Annotated in this window: 16 protein-coding genes and 1 pseudogene; 7 read left to right on the plus strand and 10 right to left on the minus strand. The window is 72.2% G+C overall.

Features of this window, described 5'->3' with window-relative positions; translation table 11 throughout:
* Positions 1 to 10 precede the first annotated feature (10 nt).
* Positions 11 to 1621: an AMP-binding protein gene (locus ACZ7EG_RS21190; protein WP_471080888.1), complete on the minus strand. Its 1611-nt coding sequence runs from the start codon at positions 1619 to 1621 to the stop codon at positions 11 to 13.
* Between the two features lie 127 nt (positions 1622 to 1748).
* Between ACZ7EG_RS21190 and ACZ7EG_RS21195 the strand changes: the two genes are divergently transcribed.
* Positions 1749 to 3221: an acyl-CoA dehydrogenase family protein gene (locus tag ACZ7EG_RS21195; RefSeq protein WP_471080891.1), complete on the plus strand. Its 1473-nt coding sequence runs from the start codon at positions 1749 to 1751 to the stop codon at positions 3219 to 3221.
* The gene (locus ACZ7EG_RS21200; RefSeq protein WP_471080894.1) at positions 3218 to 3616 is read left to right on the plus strand and encodes a RidA family protein; all 399 of its coding nucleotides are present in this window, start codon (positions 3218 to 3220) and stop codon (positions 3614 to 3616) included. The genes ACZ7EG_RS21195 and ACZ7EG_RS21200 overlap by 4 nt, the downstream gene beginning before the upstream one ends.
* Positions 3617 to 3650: 34 nt before the next feature.
* Here the strand turns inward: ACZ7EG_RS21200 and ACZ7EG_RS21205 are convergent, their stop codons facing one another.
* Entirely contained in the window at positions 3651 to 3851 is a 201-nt protein-coding gene (locus ACZ7EG_RS21205; protein ID WP_471080897.1) for a DUF5999 family protein, read from the minus strand.
* Between the two features lie 247 nt (positions 3852 to 4098).
* On the opposite strand from ACZ7EG_RS21205, the gene ACZ7EG_RS21210 reads away from it, so the two are divergent.
* Positions 4099 to 4539 carry a DUF6299 family protein gene (locus ACZ7EG_RS21210; protein ID WP_471080900.1) on the plus strand — a complete coding sequence of 147 codons (441 nt, stop codon included), beginning with the start codon at positions 4099 to 4101 and terminating at the stop codon, positions 4537 to 4539.
* Positions 4540 to 4787: 248 nt separating this feature from the next.
* On the opposite strand, the gene ACZ7EG_RS21215 is transcribed toward ACZ7EG_RS21210, so the two are convergent.
* Positions 4788 to 5087 (minus strand): hypothetical protein, encoded by a 300-nt coding sequence (locus ACZ7EG_RS21215; protein WP_471080903.1) that lies wholly within the window; start codon positions 5085 to 5087, stop codon positions 4788 to 4790.
* A 737-nt stretch (positions 5088 to 5824) separates the two neighbouring features.
* On the opposite strand from ACZ7EG_RS21215, the gene ACZ7EG_RS21220 reads away from it, so the two are divergent.
* Both ACZ7EG_RS21220 and ACZ7EG_RS21225 read left to right on the plus strand, forming a co-directional pair.
* Positions 5825 to 6280: a DUF5707 domain-containing protein gene (locus ACZ7EG_RS21220; RefSeq protein WP_471080905.1), complete on the plus strand. Its 456-nt coding sequence runs from the start codon at positions 5825 to 5827 to the stop codon at positions 6278 to 6280.
* 49 nt (positions 6281 to 6329) lie between these two features.
* On the plus strand, positions 6330 to 6560 hold the full coding sequence (locus ACZ7EG_RS21225; RefSeq protein ID WP_471080908.1) for a hypothetical protein: 231 nt from the start codon (positions 6330 to 6332) through the stop codon (positions 6558 to 6560).
* 137 nt (positions 6561 to 6697) lie between these two features.
* On the opposite strand, the gene ACZ7EG_RS21230 is transcribed toward ACZ7EG_RS21225, so the two are convergent.
* The 3 genes and pseudogenes from ACZ7EG_RS21230 to ACZ7EG_RS21240 all read right to left on the minus strand — a co-directional run.
* A complete protein-coding gene (locus ACZ7EG_RS21230) occupies positions 6698 to 6838 on the minus strand; it encodes a hypothetical protein (protein ID WP_471080911.1) in 141 nt (46 codons plus the stop codon).
* Positions 6839 to 6992: 154 nt separating this feature from the next.
* Positions 6993 to 7469 (minus strand): RICIN domain-containing protein, encoded by a 477-nt coding sequence (locus ACZ7EG_RS21235; RefSeq protein ID WP_471080914.1) that lies wholly within the window; start codon positions 7467 to 7469, stop codon positions 6993 to 6995.
* Positions 7470 to 7886: 417 nt separating this feature from the next.
* Positions 7887 to 8185 (minus strand): annotated as a pseudogene (locus ACZ7EG_RS21240) (arginine deiminase family protein); the annotation flags it as partial.
* Between the two features lie 130 nt (positions 8186 to 8315).
* On the opposite strand from ACZ7EG_RS21240, the gene ACZ7EG_RS21245 reads away from it, so the two are divergent.
* Together ACZ7EG_RS21245 and ACZ7EG_RS21250 are read left to right on the plus strand one after the other, a co-directional pair.
* On the plus strand, positions 8316 to 9353 hold the full coding sequence (locus ACZ7EG_RS21245; protein ID WP_471080916.1) for an SPFH domain-containing protein: 1038 nt from the start codon (positions 8316 to 8318) through the stop codon (positions 9351 to 9353).
* On the plus strand, positions 9350 to 10249 hold the full coding sequence (locus tag ACZ7EG_RS21250) for an NAD(+)/NADH kinase (protein ID WP_471080919.1): 900 nt from the start codon (positions 9350 to 9352) through the stop codon (positions 10247 to 10249). The genes ACZ7EG_RS21245 and ACZ7EG_RS21250 overlap by 4 nt, the downstream gene beginning before the upstream one ends.
* 103 nt (positions 10250 to 10352) lie before the next feature.
* Here ACZ7EG_RS21250 and ACZ7EG_RS21255 read toward each other — a convergent pair whose 3' ends face one another.
* The 4 genes from ACZ7EG_RS21255 to ACZ7EG_RS21270 form a co-directional block, all read right to left on the minus strand.
* Positions 10353 to 11114, minus strand: a complete 762-nt coding sequence (locus ACZ7EG_RS21255) for a class I SAM-dependent methyltransferase (RefSeq protein ID WP_471080922.1) — start codon at positions 11112 to 11114, stop codon at positions 10353 to 10355.
* A gap of 90 nt (positions 11115 to 11204) precedes the next feature.
* On the minus strand, positions 11205 to 12401 hold the full coding sequence (locus tag ACZ7EG_RS21260) for an aminotransferase class V-fold PLP-dependent enzyme (RefSeq protein WP_471080925.1): 1197 nt from the start codon (positions 12399 to 12401) through the stop codon (positions 11205 to 11207).
* A gap of 5 nt (positions 12402 to 12406) precedes the next feature.
* Entirely contained in the window at positions 12407 to 13726 is a 1320-nt protein-coding gene (locus tag ACZ7EG_RS21265; RefSeq protein ID WP_471080929.1) for a pyridoxal-phosphate dependent enzyme, read from the minus strand.
* Positions 13723 to 15216 carry a Y4yA family PLP-dependent enzyme gene (locus tag ACZ7EG_RS21270; RefSeq protein ID WP_471080932.1) on the minus strand — a complete coding sequence of 498 codons (1494 nt, stop codon included), beginning with the start codon at positions 15214 to 15216 and terminating at the stop codon, positions 13723 to 13725. Before ACZ7EG_RS21270 ends, ACZ7EG_RS21265 begins: the two co-directional genes overlap by 4 nt.
* Positions 15217 to 15346 lie beyond the last annotated feature (130 nt).

Consider the following 15346-nt stretch of genomic DNA (forward strand, 5'->3'; position numbering starts at 1 on the left):
GTCGTACGGATCATTCCCGGTCGCGTTCCGGTACCCCCGGGGCGCGCAGCCTGAACCGCTGGAGCTTGCCGGTGGCCGTGCGGGGCAGCGCGTCCATGAAGACGATCTCCCGCGGGCACTTGTACGGCGCCAGCTCGCTCTTCACGAAGGAGCGCAGCGCCTCGGCGTCGCGTTCCGCGCCCTCCTTGAGGACGGCGAAGGCCAGCACGACCTGTCCGCGGGCCTCGTCGGGCCGGCCCACGACCGCCGCCTCGACCACGTCCGGGTGCCGCAGCAGCGCGTCCTCCACCTCGGGGCCCGCGATGTTGTACCCGGCCGAGATGATCATGTCGTCGGCGCGGGCGACGTAGCGGAAGTAGCCGTGGGGATCGCGGACGTAGGTGTCGCCGGTGACGTTCCAGCCACCGCGCACGTAGTCCCGCTGCCTCGGGTCGGCGAGGTAACGGCAGCCGACCGGGCCGCGCACGGCGAGCAGGCCCGGCTGCCCGTCGGGCACGGGTCGGCCGTCGGCGTCCTGCACGCGCGCGTGCCAGCCCGGCACGGGCACGCCCGTGGTCCCTGGCCGGATCCGGTCGTCGGCCGCGGAGATGAAGATGTGCAGCAGCTCGGTGGCGCCGATGCCGTTGATGACGCGCAGGCCCGTGCGCTCGTGCCAGGCCCGCCAGGTCGCCGCGGGCAGGTTCTCGCCGGCCGAGACACAGCGGCGCAGGGAGGAGACGTCGTGTCCGTCGAGTTCGTCGAGCATGGCGCGGTACGCCGTCGGGGCGGTGAACAGCACGGAGACCCGGTGCCGGGCGATGGCGGGCAGCAGCTGCCGGGGCCCGGCCTGTTCGAGCAGCAGCGCACTCGCCCCGGCCCGCAAGGGGAAGACCACCAGGCCGCCGAGGCCGAAGGTGAAACCCAGTGGGGGGCTGCCCGTGAACACGTCGTCGGGGCCGGGCTTCAGCACGTGCCGCGAGAAGGTGTCGGCGATCGCCAGGACGTCCCGGTGGACGTGCATGCAGCCCTTGGGGCGGCCGGTGGTGCCGGAGGTGAAGGCGATCAGCGCCACGTCGTCGGCCGCCGTCGCCACGGCCGCGTACGGTGTGGCGGGCGTCGGGCGGTTCAGGAGGTCGTCCGGGGCGTCACCGCCGTAGGTCGTGATCCGCAGGCCCGGGATCTCGGCCTTGGCGAGGTCGTCGACGGCCCGGATGTCGCACAGGGCGTGCCGCACGCGGGCGATCTCGCACATCGTGCTCAGCTCGTGCGCGCGCTGCTGGGCCAGCACCGTCACCGCCACGGCCCCCGCCTTCAGCACCGCCAGCCAGCAGGCCGCGAGCCACGGGGTGGTGGGGCCGCGCAGCAGCACTCTGTTGCCGGGGACGACACCGAGTTCGCCGGTGAGCAGATGGGCGACGCGGTCGACGCGGGCGCGCAGATCGCCGTACGTCCACCGCTCGCCGGTGGCGGTGAGGAAGGCCGGGCGGTCGTCGGGCGGGCCGGTCAGCAGTTCGACGGCGCAGTTGAGCCGTTCGGGGTAGTGCAGCTCCGGCAAGTCGAAGCGGAGCTCGGGCCATTGGTCCGGGGGTGGCAGATGGTCCCGGGCGAAGGTGTCGACGTGGGCCGTGCCCCGTGGATTCATACGGTTCGCCCCCTTGGCGTGGTGGGCTCGCCCCTGGAGCGTATCGTGTTGGTGACGGCAGTCAACGGTCCGCGATAGCCTCGGAGTGGCCCAGCCGGAACGCAGGGTGGCGGAGAAGGGACCGGCGATGACCGCATTCTCGCTCGAACCGGCACAACTCGCCTGGTGCGCCGAACTGCGCGCCCTGGCCGCGGAGCGGCTCCGCCCGCTGGCCGACAAGGGCGAACCGGGGCGGGTGAACCGCCCCCTGGTGGCCGAACTGGGCAGCCTCGGGCTGCTCGGACGCCTGTTCACCTCGGGCGCGCTCGACCTGTGCCTGATGCGCGAGTCCCTGGCCTACGCCTGCACGGAGGCCGAGACGGCCCTGGCCCTCCAGGGCCTCGGCGCCCACCCGGTCCACGCGTACGGCACGCGGGCCCAACGCGACCACTGGCTCCCCCGGGTGACCGCCGGCACGGCGATCGCGGCCTTCGCGCTGAGCGAGCCGGGCGCGGGATCGGACGCGGCATCGCTGGAACTCCGGGCGGAGGCGGACGGTGACCTGCGGAGTGGCCGGGCATCGGATGCGGCGCTGCGGGTGGAGGCGGACACCGGACTGCGGGGTGGCCGGTCGTCGGACGCGGTGGTGCGGGCGATGCGGGTGGAGGCCGACGGTGATCTGCGGAGTGGCCGGGCATCGGATGCGGCGCTGCGGGTGGAGGCGGACACCGGACTGCGGGGTGGCCGGTCGTCGGACGCGGTGGCGCGGGCGATGCGTGTGGAGGCCGACGGTGATCTGCGGAGTGGCCGGGCATCGGATGCGGCGCTGCGGGGGGAGGCGGACGCCGCCTCGCAGGACGGCCGCGCATCAGAGGGCACTGCCCTGACCGCCGCCCCCGACGGCTCCGCCCGCTGGCGTCTCACCGGTGAGAAGTGCTGGATCTCCAACGCCCCCGAGGCCGACTTCTACACCGTCTTCGCCCGCACCACCCCGGGTGCCGGGGCCCGTGGCGTCACGGCCTTCCTCGTGCCCGCCGACCGCCCGGGCCTGACCGGCCGCGCTCTCGACATGCTCTCGCCGCACCCGATCGGCGCACTCGACTTCGACGCCGTGCCCGTGACGGCCGACGACGTGCTCGGCGAGGCCGGCCGCGGCTTCCGGGTCGCCATGGGGACGCTCAACCTGTTCCGTCCCAGCGTCGGCGCGTTCGCCATCGGCATGGCGCATGCGGCCCTCGACGCGACCCTCGCCCACACCGCAGGACGGGACGCCTTCGGGGGAAGGCTGAAGGACCTGCAAGCCGTCGCGCACCAGGTCGCCGAGATGGCCCTGCGCACGGAGGCGGCCCGGCTGATGGTCCACGCGGCGGCATCGGCGTACGACGCGGACGACCCGGACGTGCCCCGGCGCTCCGCCATGGCGAAACTGCTCGCCACCGAAACCGCGCAGTACGTCGTCGACGCGGCCGTCCAGCTGCACGGGGCCCGGGCTCTGCAACGCGGCCATCTGCTCGAACACCTCTACCGCGAGGTGCGCGCCCCGCGCATCTACGAGGGGGCCAGCGAGGTGCAACGCGGCATCATCGCCAGGGAGTTGTACGCCCGTCAGGAGGCCCGGTGAGCACCGAGCGCGTCAACCCGCCCGAGTTGTCCCCGCCGGCCGGCTTCTCCCACGCCGTGGTGGCCTCCGGGTCGCAGGTGGTGTTCCTGGCCGGCCAGACCGCCCTCGACGCAGACGGCAAGGTGGTCGGCCGCACCCTGCCCGAGCAGTTCGAAAGGGCCCTCGCCAACCTGCTGACCGCCCTCACCGCGGCCGGCGGCACACCGTCCGACCTGGCCCGTGTCACCGTCTACGCCACGGATGTCGAGGCGTACCGCGCGCACGCCCCCGAACTCGGCCGCCTGTGGCGTGAGGTGGCCGGACGCGACTACCCCGCCATGGCGGTCGTCCAGGTCGTCCGGCTGTGGGACGCGGAGGCGATGGTGGAACTGGACGGCTTCGCGGTCCTGCCGTAGCGGGAAGGTCGTGTGGCCAGGAAGCGGCCTCGGGTCAGGCCGCGGCGGCCAGTCCCTCCGCCGTCACCCGGCGGGGCTGCACCACGCGCCCGTCGGGGAGCAGTTCGCCGGTGTCGTCGAAGACGACCGTCCCGTCGCACAGCAGGCTCCAGCCCTGCTCGGGACGGGCCGCGACGATGTGCGCGGCGGGGGAGGGGGAGTCGGTCGCGGGGCACTGGGGCTGGTGGGCACACATGGCGCACCTCCACGTCGGTAGGGCCATCCTCGAAGGGTCGTACGACTCGTACAGACAGACCATCCTCCCGTCCCGGACTCACCGGAACGGCCCGGCGGGAAGCGTGACACGCCCCGGACATTCCCGGGACGGTTCCACGACGGCCGGTGCGAAGGCGCCCCCGAAGGGGTGAGGATGACGGGCGCCGGGCCCGTGGGGCGGGTACGAGTGGAAGCCGCAATCCCACCCCTTTCGGGAGGTTTCCCTCATGCGTGTACGTCCCCTTCTCGGCGCGGCGGCCGGTGCCGCGCTGCTCCTGCTCACGGGCGCGGGCGCGGCGCCCGCCACCGCGTCGGCCCTCGCCCCCACCGGCTCCGTGACGGTCGACGCCGTGGGCCGGATCGCCGCCGACGGCACCGTCACCCTGTCCGGTACCTACCGCTGCGCCGGCTCCAGCGGCCCGGTCTTCGTCAGCTCCTCCGTGCACCAGGGCCTCTCCACGGCCCGTCACGGCATCGGCGGCACCCGGGCCGTGTGCGACGGTGCCGAGCACCGCTGGGTGAACACGGGCCGGACCAGGTCCGGCGTGCTGGCGGCCGGGGCGGCCCACGTCGAGGCCACCGTGATGGAGTTGCGCACCTTCGGCGGCCTGCCGCTGCCCACCTTCCACGCGGTCCAGGGCCAGGACATCAAGCTGACCCGGGCCTGAGCGCGGCGGTGAACCGCTCGGCGGGCGTCCTGATTACGGGACGCCCGCCGATCCTGTTCAGGTGCGAAGTCTTTCGCTCTGCTGGGCCCCAGCGGCTGCCGCAAGTCCACCCTCGCCGGTCGCGGCCCTGCTGCACCGGCCCCACTCGGGCACCGTCCTCCTGGACGGCGAGCCCGGCGCTGGGCGACCGCACCGTCCACTGGGACGGCCTGGCCCGAGACCCGCCGGCCCGGGTTCGGCGGCCCTCGTCAGTGGTCGTCCCAGTGGCCCTCGTGGGCGGCGTGGCGGTGGCCGTCGTGCACGTAGTCCGTGTGGTCGCCGTGCCGCACGGCCGGATGGCCGCAGGCGTCGCCGTGCTCGTGGTCGTGGTTGCGGTGCACCGTGTGGCCGGCGGTGGCGCACTCGTCGGCGTGGCCCTCGTGCATCCGGTGGATGTGGCCGTCGTGGGCGTAGTCCGTGTGGTCGCCGTGGGTGAAGGCGAGATGACCGCAGTCGTCGCCATGGGTGTGCGCGTGGTTGTCGTGGGTGGAGTGTTCGGCGGTGGTCATGGGGGGCTCCTCGCGTGTGCGCGTGGCCGCTCGCGGCGCTTGCGGCGCTTGCGCCGAGACCGGCATGGCGATGTCAACAGATAGCGGTCTCCGCATGAAGTGTCGGAGTGCCCGCCCGCAGCCGCACCCGGTGTGGGGCATGCGGGTGAAGCGGCGAGTAGGACCTGTCGCTTTGGATCACGCCACAGACGCCGGGTCCGGCACGCACATCTGCCGCGTTGTCGTCGGCTGCCGACTCCCCCACGCTCGGCTGCGCTCGCGCGGGAGGGGCCCCAGTCGACGCCCTCCTCCGCCTTGCAGCCGCACGCACCAGACCCCGCTCACCTGCATCGACCCGTACCGTGAGTCTCCTGTGGCGTGATCCGAACGACAGGCCCTGGTTGTGCTGTCCCGGGACGTTGGTGACAGGCGACACGCCTTGAGCGGTCCTTGAACGAGGCGAGGGCCTCTGGGTTCGGTGTGGATTGCGGCGGAACGTGCCCGCGGACGGGGCGTTGCCCGGACGTGGATCGCGGAACGGAAGTTGGAGGGGATGCGCGTCGGCACCGGTTTCATACGGCTGATCGCCGAAGCGGCCTGTCAGGCCGGGACGTAGGTGCGCAGGCGCAACTGCGGTTGCTCAGGCTGCATTTGAGTACGTGTGCTCATACCCGGCGCGTGCAGCGCGGCCAGCATGGGAGCACGGCGCCGCCGAGAGCGTCGGTGGGATCCAGCTGAGTCTGTCAGGAGAACTTCTCATGTCGCGTCGTATCGTCGTGTCCGTTGCTGCCGGTGTCGTCGTCTTCGGAGGTGCTGGTGTCTTCGCTCTCGCCTACGCCGGGGACCAGCAGTCTCCGGCGCCGGCGCACAGCACGGCCCGCTACACCGCTCCCGACGCCGACGGCGACGGCTCGCTGGCCTTCACCACCGACGTCACGGCGTCCTCTGATGTCAAGAGCGTGAAGGTGCTGGCCTGGCCGGCGAACTCGTCCTTCGCGACGAAGGGGCTGACGGCCAAGGACATGGCCGGTGCGGAGTCGGCCGTCTGCAAGCCTTCGGGCGGGGACAGCCAGCGGTGCACCTACAAGGTTGCCGTCACCCGCGCCGACGCCGAAGGCTCCCCGAAGGGTCTGTGGCACGTGGCCGTCCTGGTCACCGCCAAGGACGGCGACACGACCCTGGACACGAAGGCGGCCGACTTCACGGTGGCCTGATCCGAACGTACTGCGCCTCGTCTCCCGGGGCCGGGGAAAGCAGGTGGTGATGGCGGCGAACGAGCCGTGGCGGATGTCGGTGGACGGCGAGGAGTTCGAGGTCAGCGAGCTGGACGGAAAGCCGGGCACCTACGACTTCATGTGGCTGACCGGGCCCGACCCCCAGTACGGATTCGGGTTCAGTACCCACCCTCCGGTGCGCGCTAGCAGGGAGCATCTGGAGGGGGCCGTGCGGGAGTTCCTCGCACAGGTGGACCCCGACACCGGACACATCGAGTGATCACCAGTACCGGAACGGCACCGTTCGCCGGACCGTCCTTCCCGACCGTGCGGCAGCCAGCCCCGCCCGGTGAGGATCGCCGGGCGGGGCTGGCTGCTGCGTGCGGACTGGGCCTCTGAGCGGCGGGTGGGGAGGCGTCAGCCGCAGTCGTTGCGGTTGATTTTCCGGGAGCGGGTCTGGTCGTTGAGGTTGTAGCCGCGCAGGTCCTTCACGCTGCCGTCCACGGCGCGCCGCACCCAGGGCGAGCCGCCGAAGTTGATCTCGAGGTAGATGCACACGTGGCCGGACGGCAGTCGATCTCTGCTCGCACCACGTTGGGGGTGCTGGAAGCGGAGGCGGGAACGGCCATCGGGGCGAGCGCCAGGGCGGCGACCGCCGCTGTACGCATCAGGATCCTGAGCACGTGGCGGCGGGTGTGCTGGTCGGGAGTCCTCACTGGTCCTGTGAGGAGGGGTAGATCCGCCAGAGCTGGGAGAGGTTCGGTCCGCCCCACATGCGGGTCAGGCCCACCAGCCGGTCGTTGCCCTGGAGATGGTCGGCGATGGCCAGGGCGTAGCGCGGGTGCACGACCGAGACCAGGTAGAAGTCGTTGCCTCGCTCGCTGTGGGAGATCAGCCGCCAGTGCTGGTTGAGGCTGTCGGTGGATTCTCGGAGGGTCACGATGTCGGGCGGGTTGGCCCCTGCGGTGAGGCAGCGCTGGTTGGCGTAGGACTCGATGCGCACAGTGCCGTCGGCGTTCTGCCGCAGGAACCACCGGTGGGAGTTGTTGTCCTTGGCGAACGGGTCCTGAGCCCAGGTCTGGGTGTGGTTGCCGACACCGTCGTGCCAGTCGTTGCACATGAAGTAAGTGCCGGTGACGTGGTGGGTCATGGTCACCGAGCCGCCCGCGAGCAGTACGAGGTCGGTCACGTCCGTGCTCCTCAGCCTTGAGAGTTCTTCATGGGAGAGGGCGCCCCCGAAACTCAGCGTAGTCAGCCGGCTGTTGCTCCAACGCATGGTGAACCAGTCGTTTCGCTAGGTCAGAGCCTGTCCAGGGGGTCTCGAACGCATAGACGGCCGAACGCAGACCCACTGACGCAGCGTCACCCACATGTCGCGCACGCGACGCAACGGTGCGGCAACACACCGCTGGATTCAAACGGGCGAGCGTGAACGCCTCGTGGCTGGCACGAGGGGCAAGAACGAGAACCAGACAGCCGTTTCGACGGTGTGGCTGTCTCATTCGCGGTCCCTGTCACGAAGAGGCGCCGGGCCCGGGGCGGCCGGCTGAGCCGCGGGGTGCACCTCACGAGGAGACGCCGACGGCTCACCGAGAGGCCGGGCGAGGGCGCGAGAGTGGTTCGACAGCAGCCGGTTCTCGTCGAAGACCCGGTCCAGGACGAGCGAGCGGGCCGCCGGGACGTCCAGGGCCTCGGTGAGCAGGTCGCCGAAGAGCTGGACGGCGACCCCGCGGTCCCGCGGCACGTCGGCGAACCCGTCGTGCTCGGCGCGCGCCCGGCGCACTCAGAGCACGTCGTCGAAGAGGAGGGCGTCCTTGTTGCTGGGGGCCTTTTGAGCTCGAGATCCGGCCGGTGCCGTGTGACGCGGCGCAGCCGCCCGGCCTCGGAGTGGACATGCAGTGCCATGCCACCGTCCTGGCCGACGGAGGGCGTTTCGACCCGTCGCTCACGTGGTTCCGCGCCCCGTTTTTTCGTCCCCTTGACGATAATCATCGCATCTGGTTATCGTCGAGCAGACGAAAAGCGAGGGGAAACCATGGCTGACATCACCCGGCGCCTCGGCCTGCGCCACCTGCGTGGCACACCGACGGCTCACATCCGGCACCACCGCGCGGGCCGCCTGCTGCACGACGGGCCGGGGCTGAGCTTCTGGTTCCGATCGCTGACCGCCGCGCTGTCGGAGATACCGGTCGACGACCGGGAACTGGCGATGACGTTCCACGCCCGTACGTCCGACTTCCAGGACGTGGCGGTGCAGGCGACGGTCACCTACCGCATCGACGACCCGGCCGTCGCCGCCGCCCGCCTCGACTTCTCCATCGACCCGGACACCGGCGTGTGGCGGGGCGCGCCGCTGGAGCAGCTCGCCACACTCCTCACCGAGACGGCCCAGCAGCACGCGCTGGACGTCCTGGCGCGTACGCCGCTGGCGGCCGCGCTGGTCGACGGCGTCAGCTCGGTGCGCGAGCGGATCGCAGCCGGTCTGGAAGCCGAACCCCGGCTGCCCGCGACCGGCATCGAGGTGGTCGCCGTACGCGTGGTGGCGCTGCGACCGGAGCCCGAGGTGGAGCGCGCGCTGCGCACCCCGGCCCGTGAACAGATCCAGCAGGAGGCCGACCGGGCGACGTACGGACGGCGGGCCCTCGCGGTGGAACGGGAACGGGCCATCGCGGAGAACGAGTTGGCCAGCAAGATCGAACTCGCCCGCCGCGAGGAGCAGTTGGTCGACCAGCGCGGCACGAACGCCCGGCGGGAGGCCGAGGAGCACGCGGCGGCGGACGCCGTACGGGCACAGGCGGAGGCGGCGCGGACGGTGCGGCTCGCGGAGGCCGAGGCGGCTCGTGCCGTACGGCTGTCCCGTGCGGAAGCGGAAGGGGCGCGCGAACTCGGCGAGGCGCGGGCCCAGGCGCAGGCCGCCTGGCTGCGGGTCCACGCGGAGGTGGAGGTGGCGACGCTGCACGCGCTCACCGGGACACGGCTCGCGGAGAACCTGCCGCGCATCGAGAGCGTGACGGTGTCACCGGACGTGCTGACCGGACTGCTGGCCAAGCTGGGCGCGCGGGAGCAGGCGTGAGCCTCGCACCCCGGGTCGTTCTCGTCCATCGCACCACGGAGTACGAGGAGTTGGTGGCCCGGCACGGCACGCACGGGCAGGCCGCCTTCTTCCTGTCCTCCCGGGGCCGGGACATCGCGGAGCTCGCCGAGCGGCACCGCCGGACGCGACAGGCGCTGGCCGAGGTCGGCTCGGCGGTTCCGCTGACCTGGCGTCAGGCACGGGTGGAGCGGGCCGACCTGCACCGTTTCCTCTTCGCGCCCGAGGACGTGGTGGTCGTGGTCGGGCAGGACGGACTGGTGGCGAACGTCGCCAAGTACCTCGGGGGGCAGCCGGTGGTGGGCATCGACACCGACCCAGGACGCAACCCCGGGGTGCTGGTCCGGCACCGCCCGCACGACGCGGCCGCTCTGCTTCCGGCGGTCCTCTCCCGCTCCGTCGGCGTCGAGGAACGCACCATGGTCGAGGCCGTCGCCGACGACACCCAGCGGGTCGTCGCCCTCAACGAGATCTGCCTGGCAGCCGGCGGACATCAGACGGCCCGATACCGCCTGGGCCTGGAGGGCGACGGGGGCGTCGTCGAGGCTCAGGCCTCTTCCGGGGTGCTCGTGGGCACGGGCACCGGGGCGACCGGGTGGATCCGGTCGGTGTGGCAGGAGCGCGGCGGCCACTGGCCCCTGCCTTCGCCCACCGAGCCGCGCCTGTTGTGGTTCGTACGTGAGGCCTGGCCGTCCCCGGCCACCGGCACATCGTCGGTGGCCGGGGAACTCACCGCGTCGTCCGGTCTGCACATCACCGTCGAGTCGGAGCGGCTCATCGCCTTCGGGGACGGGATGGAGACGGACGCGGTGGAGCTGACCTGGGGGCAGTCGGTGCGGGTGGGGATCTGCGAGGAGCGGTTGCGGTTGGTGGGGTGAGGCGACGCCCGGCGCCGAGTCAGCCGATGGGCCACCTGGCGCGGCCGGCACCACCACGTCACCCTCGTCACCGCCGCCCAAGCCTTCCTCACCCTCAGGATTACTAGCGCACCGCCACGACCACGCAGCTGTCGCCGTACTGCCACACCGGTCCCGCCTTGTCGAAGCCGGCCTGCCGGAGCAGCTCGAGGTGGGCGGCGAGCGGGAGTTCGGCGGGGCGGCAGGTGTCGGGTGCCGCGCGGCGGCGGCGCTCCGCGAGCAGGTCGGTCAGTTCCGGGTCGTCGCCGGCCGCCGCCCACCAGGAGCCCCAGTCCTCGTGGGCGAACACGCGCTGCCGGTCTGCCCGGCACCGCCCGACGTGGGCGGCGATCCCGCCCGGGCCCGTCTCGTCCTGGGGGAGGTGGTCGCCGTTGACGAGGACACCCCCGGGGCGCAGCAGCACGGCGAGCTGCCGGTAGGTCGCGAGCAGGGTGTCGCGGTCGAGGTAGTGCAGGGCCGTGGTGGAGACCGCCGCGTCCAGCGGCCGGTCCAGATCCAGGGCCCAGGTCCAGCCGGGCGTGCCGATCTCGGCGTCGACGTAACGGGCCGCGTCCGGGTGGTGGGTGCGGCCCAGCTCCAGCAGGAGGGGATCCCGGTCCACGGCCACGATCTCCGCGTCCGGCAGCCGCCGGATCAGCCGGGCCGCGAGGGAGCCGGGCCCGCAGCCGAGGTCCACGACGAGAGGTGGAGCCACGCACCCGGCCGTGGCGTGCTCGACGACATCGGCGATCACCGTGAACCGCTCCTCGCGGTCGACCGCGTACCGTTGCTGCTGGAGCTCCCAGCGCTCCACCCATCGCTGCGCCGTCGCCAGACTCAGCCCCATCCGGTTGCGCCACCTCGCCGTATCGCACCTGACTCCTGCCGGTCAGAGACTACAGGTGGAAACGGTTCCCATTACGCATAGTCGGGGGTGTCAGGAGAGTGAGGCGAGAACCGACAACAGCCGGTCGATCTCCTCAACGGTGTTGTACACGTGCAGACTCACCCGCACCGAACCGGACTTCTCGCCCGCGTCACCCTGGCAGTGGTGGTCCGAGCGGACCATGAACCCATGGCTGAACAGGATGAACCCCAGGTCGCCCGAGTCGATGGCGTGGTGCCGCAGGGTCACGATGCCCTGGCGGCGCTGCACGGCCGTGTCGGCGGCCAGGCTGAGCGGGCAGCCGAGCACCTCGTAGGCGTCCAGCCGGCGCAGCCCCTCCGTGAGGCGGGTCGCGAGATCGGCCGTCCAGCGCTCGATCCGGTCGAGACCGGCCGCCTCCAGCCAGTCCAGGGCCGCTTCGAGTGAGGCGATGCCGACGGTGTTGGGCGTGCCGCTCCAGCCCCCGGGCACGAACGCCGGCCCGCGCGCCTGCCGGGCCCACACCGCCCCGGAGCCGGGCAGGGCCAGCGCCTTGTGGCCGGAGAACACGACGAAGTCCACGTCCAACTCGGCCACGGAGAAGGGCAGATGGCCGACGCTCTGCGCCGCGTCCAGGCAGATGACCGCGTCCGGGCCGACGGCCTCGCGGATGCGCTGCACGTTCATGTCGCCGCCGTACACGTGGTGCACATGGGTGGTGGCGACGAACCGGGTGCGTGGGCCCGCCCGTTCGGCCAGCGCCCGGTGGTCGTAGTCCCCGGAACCGCTCTGGTACGGCATCGGCACCACCCGCACGCGCACGCCCTCGCGGGCGAGCAGCCGCTGGGCCTCCAGCCACGGCACGATGTTGGCCTGGTGGTCGGCGTCCGGGACGACGATCTCGTCGCCGTCGCGCAGGAAACCCGGCAGCCAGTCGCGGGCGACGGTCCGCAGCCCCTCGGTGGTACCGCCGGTGAAGTGGACGGCGGAGCGCTCCGGCCGCGCGTCCCCGAGGAACCGGGCGACGCGCTCACGGGTCCGCTCGACCAGCTCCGTGGTCCGGTTGGCCCAGGTGTAGGTGCCACGGGCGGAGTTGGCGTTGGACGTCGTCAGGTACGTCTGCACGGCGTCCAGCACGGCCTGCGGTTTCTGCGCCGTGGCAGCGCTGTCCAGGTACGCCAGCTCCGGATGCCCGGTGACGATGGGGAACTGGGCGCGCAGCGCCCGCTGCCACGGGTGCGGATCCTCGCGGGTGAGCGGTGCGGTCATGCCGGTCAGTCCCGCACCAGGGGCGCGCCCGCGTCCCGCCAGGCGATGATGCCGCCGGCCAGGCTGCGCACGTCGGGGTGGCCCATCCGGGTCAGCAGCGCCGTGTAGCGCGCGGACTGCTCACCGACCGGGCAGGCCAGCAGCACCGACTGGCGTTTGCTGAACGGCAGTCCACCCCGGACGAGTTCGGCGAACAGTTCGTCGACGATGTTGACCGACCCGTCGATGTGCAGCGCCGCGTACGCGTACGGGCTGCGCAGGTCGACCACGAGCGGTCGGTCGGTGTCGATCCAGCGCCGGGCTTCGGCCACGCCGACCGACGGCGCCCGGCCGATCTCGGTGTCGGACAGGTCGGCGGGCGAGTTCTTCCGGGGTGGCCGGCCCAGCAGATCGGGGCGCCGCCGGCGGACGTAGCTCAGATAGCTCTCCACCCGGTCGCAGACGATGAACACGGCGGTCCGTCGCTCCTCCGACTCCTCGTCCAGTGCCCGCAGATGACGGACCGCGCCGAAGTAGGCCGCCCCTCCGGTGGGCCCGCCGAGGATGCCGCAGCGGCGGTTCAGGGTGAGCATCCCCTCGATCGCCTCGTCGGCGCTGACCGACTCCATCGTGTCGTACGTGTCCGGGTCGAACAGGCCGACCTCCTGCACCTCGTCGATGGTGCGGATCCCAGGGATGAAGTCGGACTTGGCCGCGACGAGCCCGACCACCCGCACCGACGGGTCCTCCTCGCGCAGGGCGCGGGCGACCCCGGTGGAGGAACCGGCGGTGCCCACACAGGCGACGAACCAGTCCGGGACCCGGCCGTCCAGGTCCTTGACGATCTCCGGCCCGGTGCCGGTGAGATGGGCCTCGGTGTTGCGCGGGTTGAAGTACTGGTCGGTGTGCAGATACACGCTGCCGGAGGCGGACAGCGTCCGGTGGAACAGGGTCAGCGGATCGTCCGTGGCGGTCGGGTCGAGGCACTCGCTCTGCCCCGGCAGCTCCTCGATCTCCGCGCCGAGCAGCAGCAGGAGGTCCTTGATCTCCGGCACCCGCATCCGGTTGGTGACGCTCTTGAAGCCCAGGCCGTGCATGCCCGCGATGACCGCGAGGGCTTTGGCCGTGTTGCCGCTGGACAACTCGACCACCCGGCTGCCGTGTTCGACGGCCTCCGCCAACAGGGGCCCCGCCATGCTCCAGGCGGCCCGGTCCTTGACCGAGCCGAAGGGGTTGAGCATCTCCAGCTTGGCGTACAGGTCGATGGTGCGAAGGCCGTGCACGGCCGGGTCTATCCGCACCAGAGGGGTGTTGCCTATCGCGTCGGTGATGCTGTCGTACCTCACTGAGCTCCCCCCGAGGGCGTGATCGGCCAGAACTGGTCGTCCAGGCACCAGCGCCAGGCGTCTCCGTCCTGCCAGGCCGCGACCTTGCGGGCGGCGGGCTGGTGCTGGGCGCGCGTGGCGTGGAAGTCCATGGCGTAGCCCGCGGTGTTGGCGAAGGCCAGCAGATCGCCGGGTTCCGGGCGGCGCGGCAGGAAGACCGTGCGCCGGGTGATCAGGTCGCTCTCCAGGCAGAGACTGCCGAAGAGGTGCACGGCGACGGGCCCCCCGTCAGGCCCTGCTCCGTCGCGGGGGAGGACGACCGGATCCATCAGCACTCCGTGGTCCTCCAGGGCGATGTCGTCCGCCTTGGCGGCCAGCCTGACGAGCAGTGGCCCGCCGGCCTCCTGGCCACGGACCTCCAGGACCCGCGCCAGCGAGAGTCCGCATTGGTCCAGCAACGCCCGGCCGGGCTCGGTGTGCAGGTCGTACAGGTGCTCCAGCAGCAGCGCGGCCAGCGGGCGCCCGCCCAGTGAGGCGGCGGGCTGGGTCAGCAGCTCGTCCAGGTAGGCGGCGCCGGCGACGGGCCGGTGGGCCGGGTAGAGGCCGAGCGTGCCGCGCAGGGTGCCCGACTCGTCGCGCAGCCCGTAGCCGTGACCGCCCCACGTCAGCGGCGGACGCCGGCCGAGCACGGCCGCGGTGAGCCCGCTCGTGTACGCCTCCCACTGCTCCCGCTCGGCGAGATAGCTGACGCCGAACCCGCCGCCGACGTCCACGGTCCGCGGCCGCAGCCCCCGGCTCCGGCACAACTCCAGTGCGGCCAGGCACCCTTCGAGGGCGGTCGCCTTCTCCGCGACGCTCGTCGTGTCCAGATGGAAGGCCACCCCCGCCGGATCGACGGCGTCGGCATGCCGCTCGACCGCCTCCAGCAGCGGCTCCAACTCCCGTACGGGCGTGCCGAAGCGGCTGCGCCGGCTCAGCACCTTCACCCCCGACGTCTCGAAGCCCGACAGCCGCAGCAGCACCCGCGCCGGCGCGAGCGCGTGCTTGCGCACCAGGGCGGCGAGCTGGTCCAGTTCGGCGGCGGCGTCGACGCTGACCGTGACCCCCGCACGGGCCGCCAGCCACAGGAACTCGGGGTTCTTCGGCCCCGTGGCCGTGATCCGGCCGGCCTCGAACCCGGCACCCAGCGCGTGCTGCAACTCGCCCAGCGACGCCACGTCCACGCCCGCGTCCGTCGCGGCGAGCCGCCGCAGCAGGGCACTGGACCGGTTGGCCTTGTGGGCGTAGAAGACCTGGCCCGACAGGTGGTGCGCCCGGTACACCGACCGGAACCGCTCCAGGTTCTCGGCGATCTGGTCCGGCACCACGACGTGCAGAGGTGAGCCGAGCGCGTCGATGAGCGAGTGCAGCGTGCCGTGCGCCGCCATGAGCGACCTCAGCCGGGGCTCCAGCCGCGGTTCGAGATACAAGGGTTCCGGCTGCGGTCCGACGTGCAAGGGCCGGCCGTCCATGCGCGCTCCTTCCCCTGAAGCCGCTGCACCCGGCATCCGGGCACGTCGGACACTCCTCGCGTATCGCCGTATGACCCATATCCATTCTTCGGTCGCTTTACGCCCTGTAAGGCCCGGGCCCGGGCTTCGG

The organism is Streptomyces sp. NPDC037100 (assembly GCF_055606225.1).

What these genes read in the sequence shown, in the direction of transcription:
- ACZ7EG_RS21190 (WP_471080888.1), bottom strand. Translation starts at nt 1,621, where the DNA reads ATGAATCCACGGGGCACGGCCCACGTCGACACCTTCGCCCGGGACCAT.
- ACZ7EG_RS21195 (WP_471080891.1), top strand. Translation starts at nt 1,749, where the DNA reads ATGACCGCATTCTCGCTCGAACCGGCACAACTCGCCTGGTGCGCCGAA.
- ACZ7EG_RS21205 (WP_471080897.1), bottom strand. Translation starts at nt 3,851, where the DNA reads ATGTGTGCCCACCAGCCCCAGTGCCCCGCGACCGACTCCCCCTCCCCC.
- ACZ7EG_RS21210 (WP_471080900.1), top strand. Translation starts at nt 4,099, where the DNA reads ATGCGTGTACGTCCCCTTCTCGGCGCGGCGGCCGGTGCCGCGCTGCTC.
- ACZ7EG_RS21215 (WP_471080903.1), bottom strand. Translation starts at nt 5,087, where the DNA reads ATGACCACCGCCGAACACTCCACCCACGACAACCACGCGCACACCCAT.
- ACZ7EG_RS21220 (WP_471080905.1), top strand. Translation starts at nt 5,825, where the DNA reads ATGTCGCGTCGTATCGTCGTGTCCGTTGCTGCCGGTGTCGTCGTCTTC.
- ACZ7EG_RS21225 (WP_471080908.1), top strand. Translation starts at nt 6,330, where the DNA reads ATGGCGGCGAACGAGCCGTGGCGGATGTCGGTGGACGGCGAGGAGTTC.
- ACZ7EG_RS21245 (WP_471080916.1), top strand. Translation starts at nt 8,316, where the DNA reads ATGGCTGACATCACCCGGCGCCTCGGCCTGCGCCACCTGCGTGGCACA.
- ACZ7EG_RS21255 (WP_471080922.1), bottom strand. Translation starts at nt 11,114, where the DNA reads ATGGGGCTGAGTCTGGCGACGGCGCAGCGATGGGTGGAGCGCTGGGAG.
- ACZ7EG_RS21260 (WP_471080925.1), bottom strand. Translation starts at nt 12,401, where the DNA reads ATGACCGCACCGCTCACCCGCGAGGATCCGCACCCGTGGCAGCGGGCG.
- ACZ7EG_RS21270 (WP_471080932.1), bottom strand. Translation starts at nt 15,216, where the DNA reads ATGGACGGCCGGCCCTTGCACGTCGGACCGCAGCCGGAACCCTTGTAT.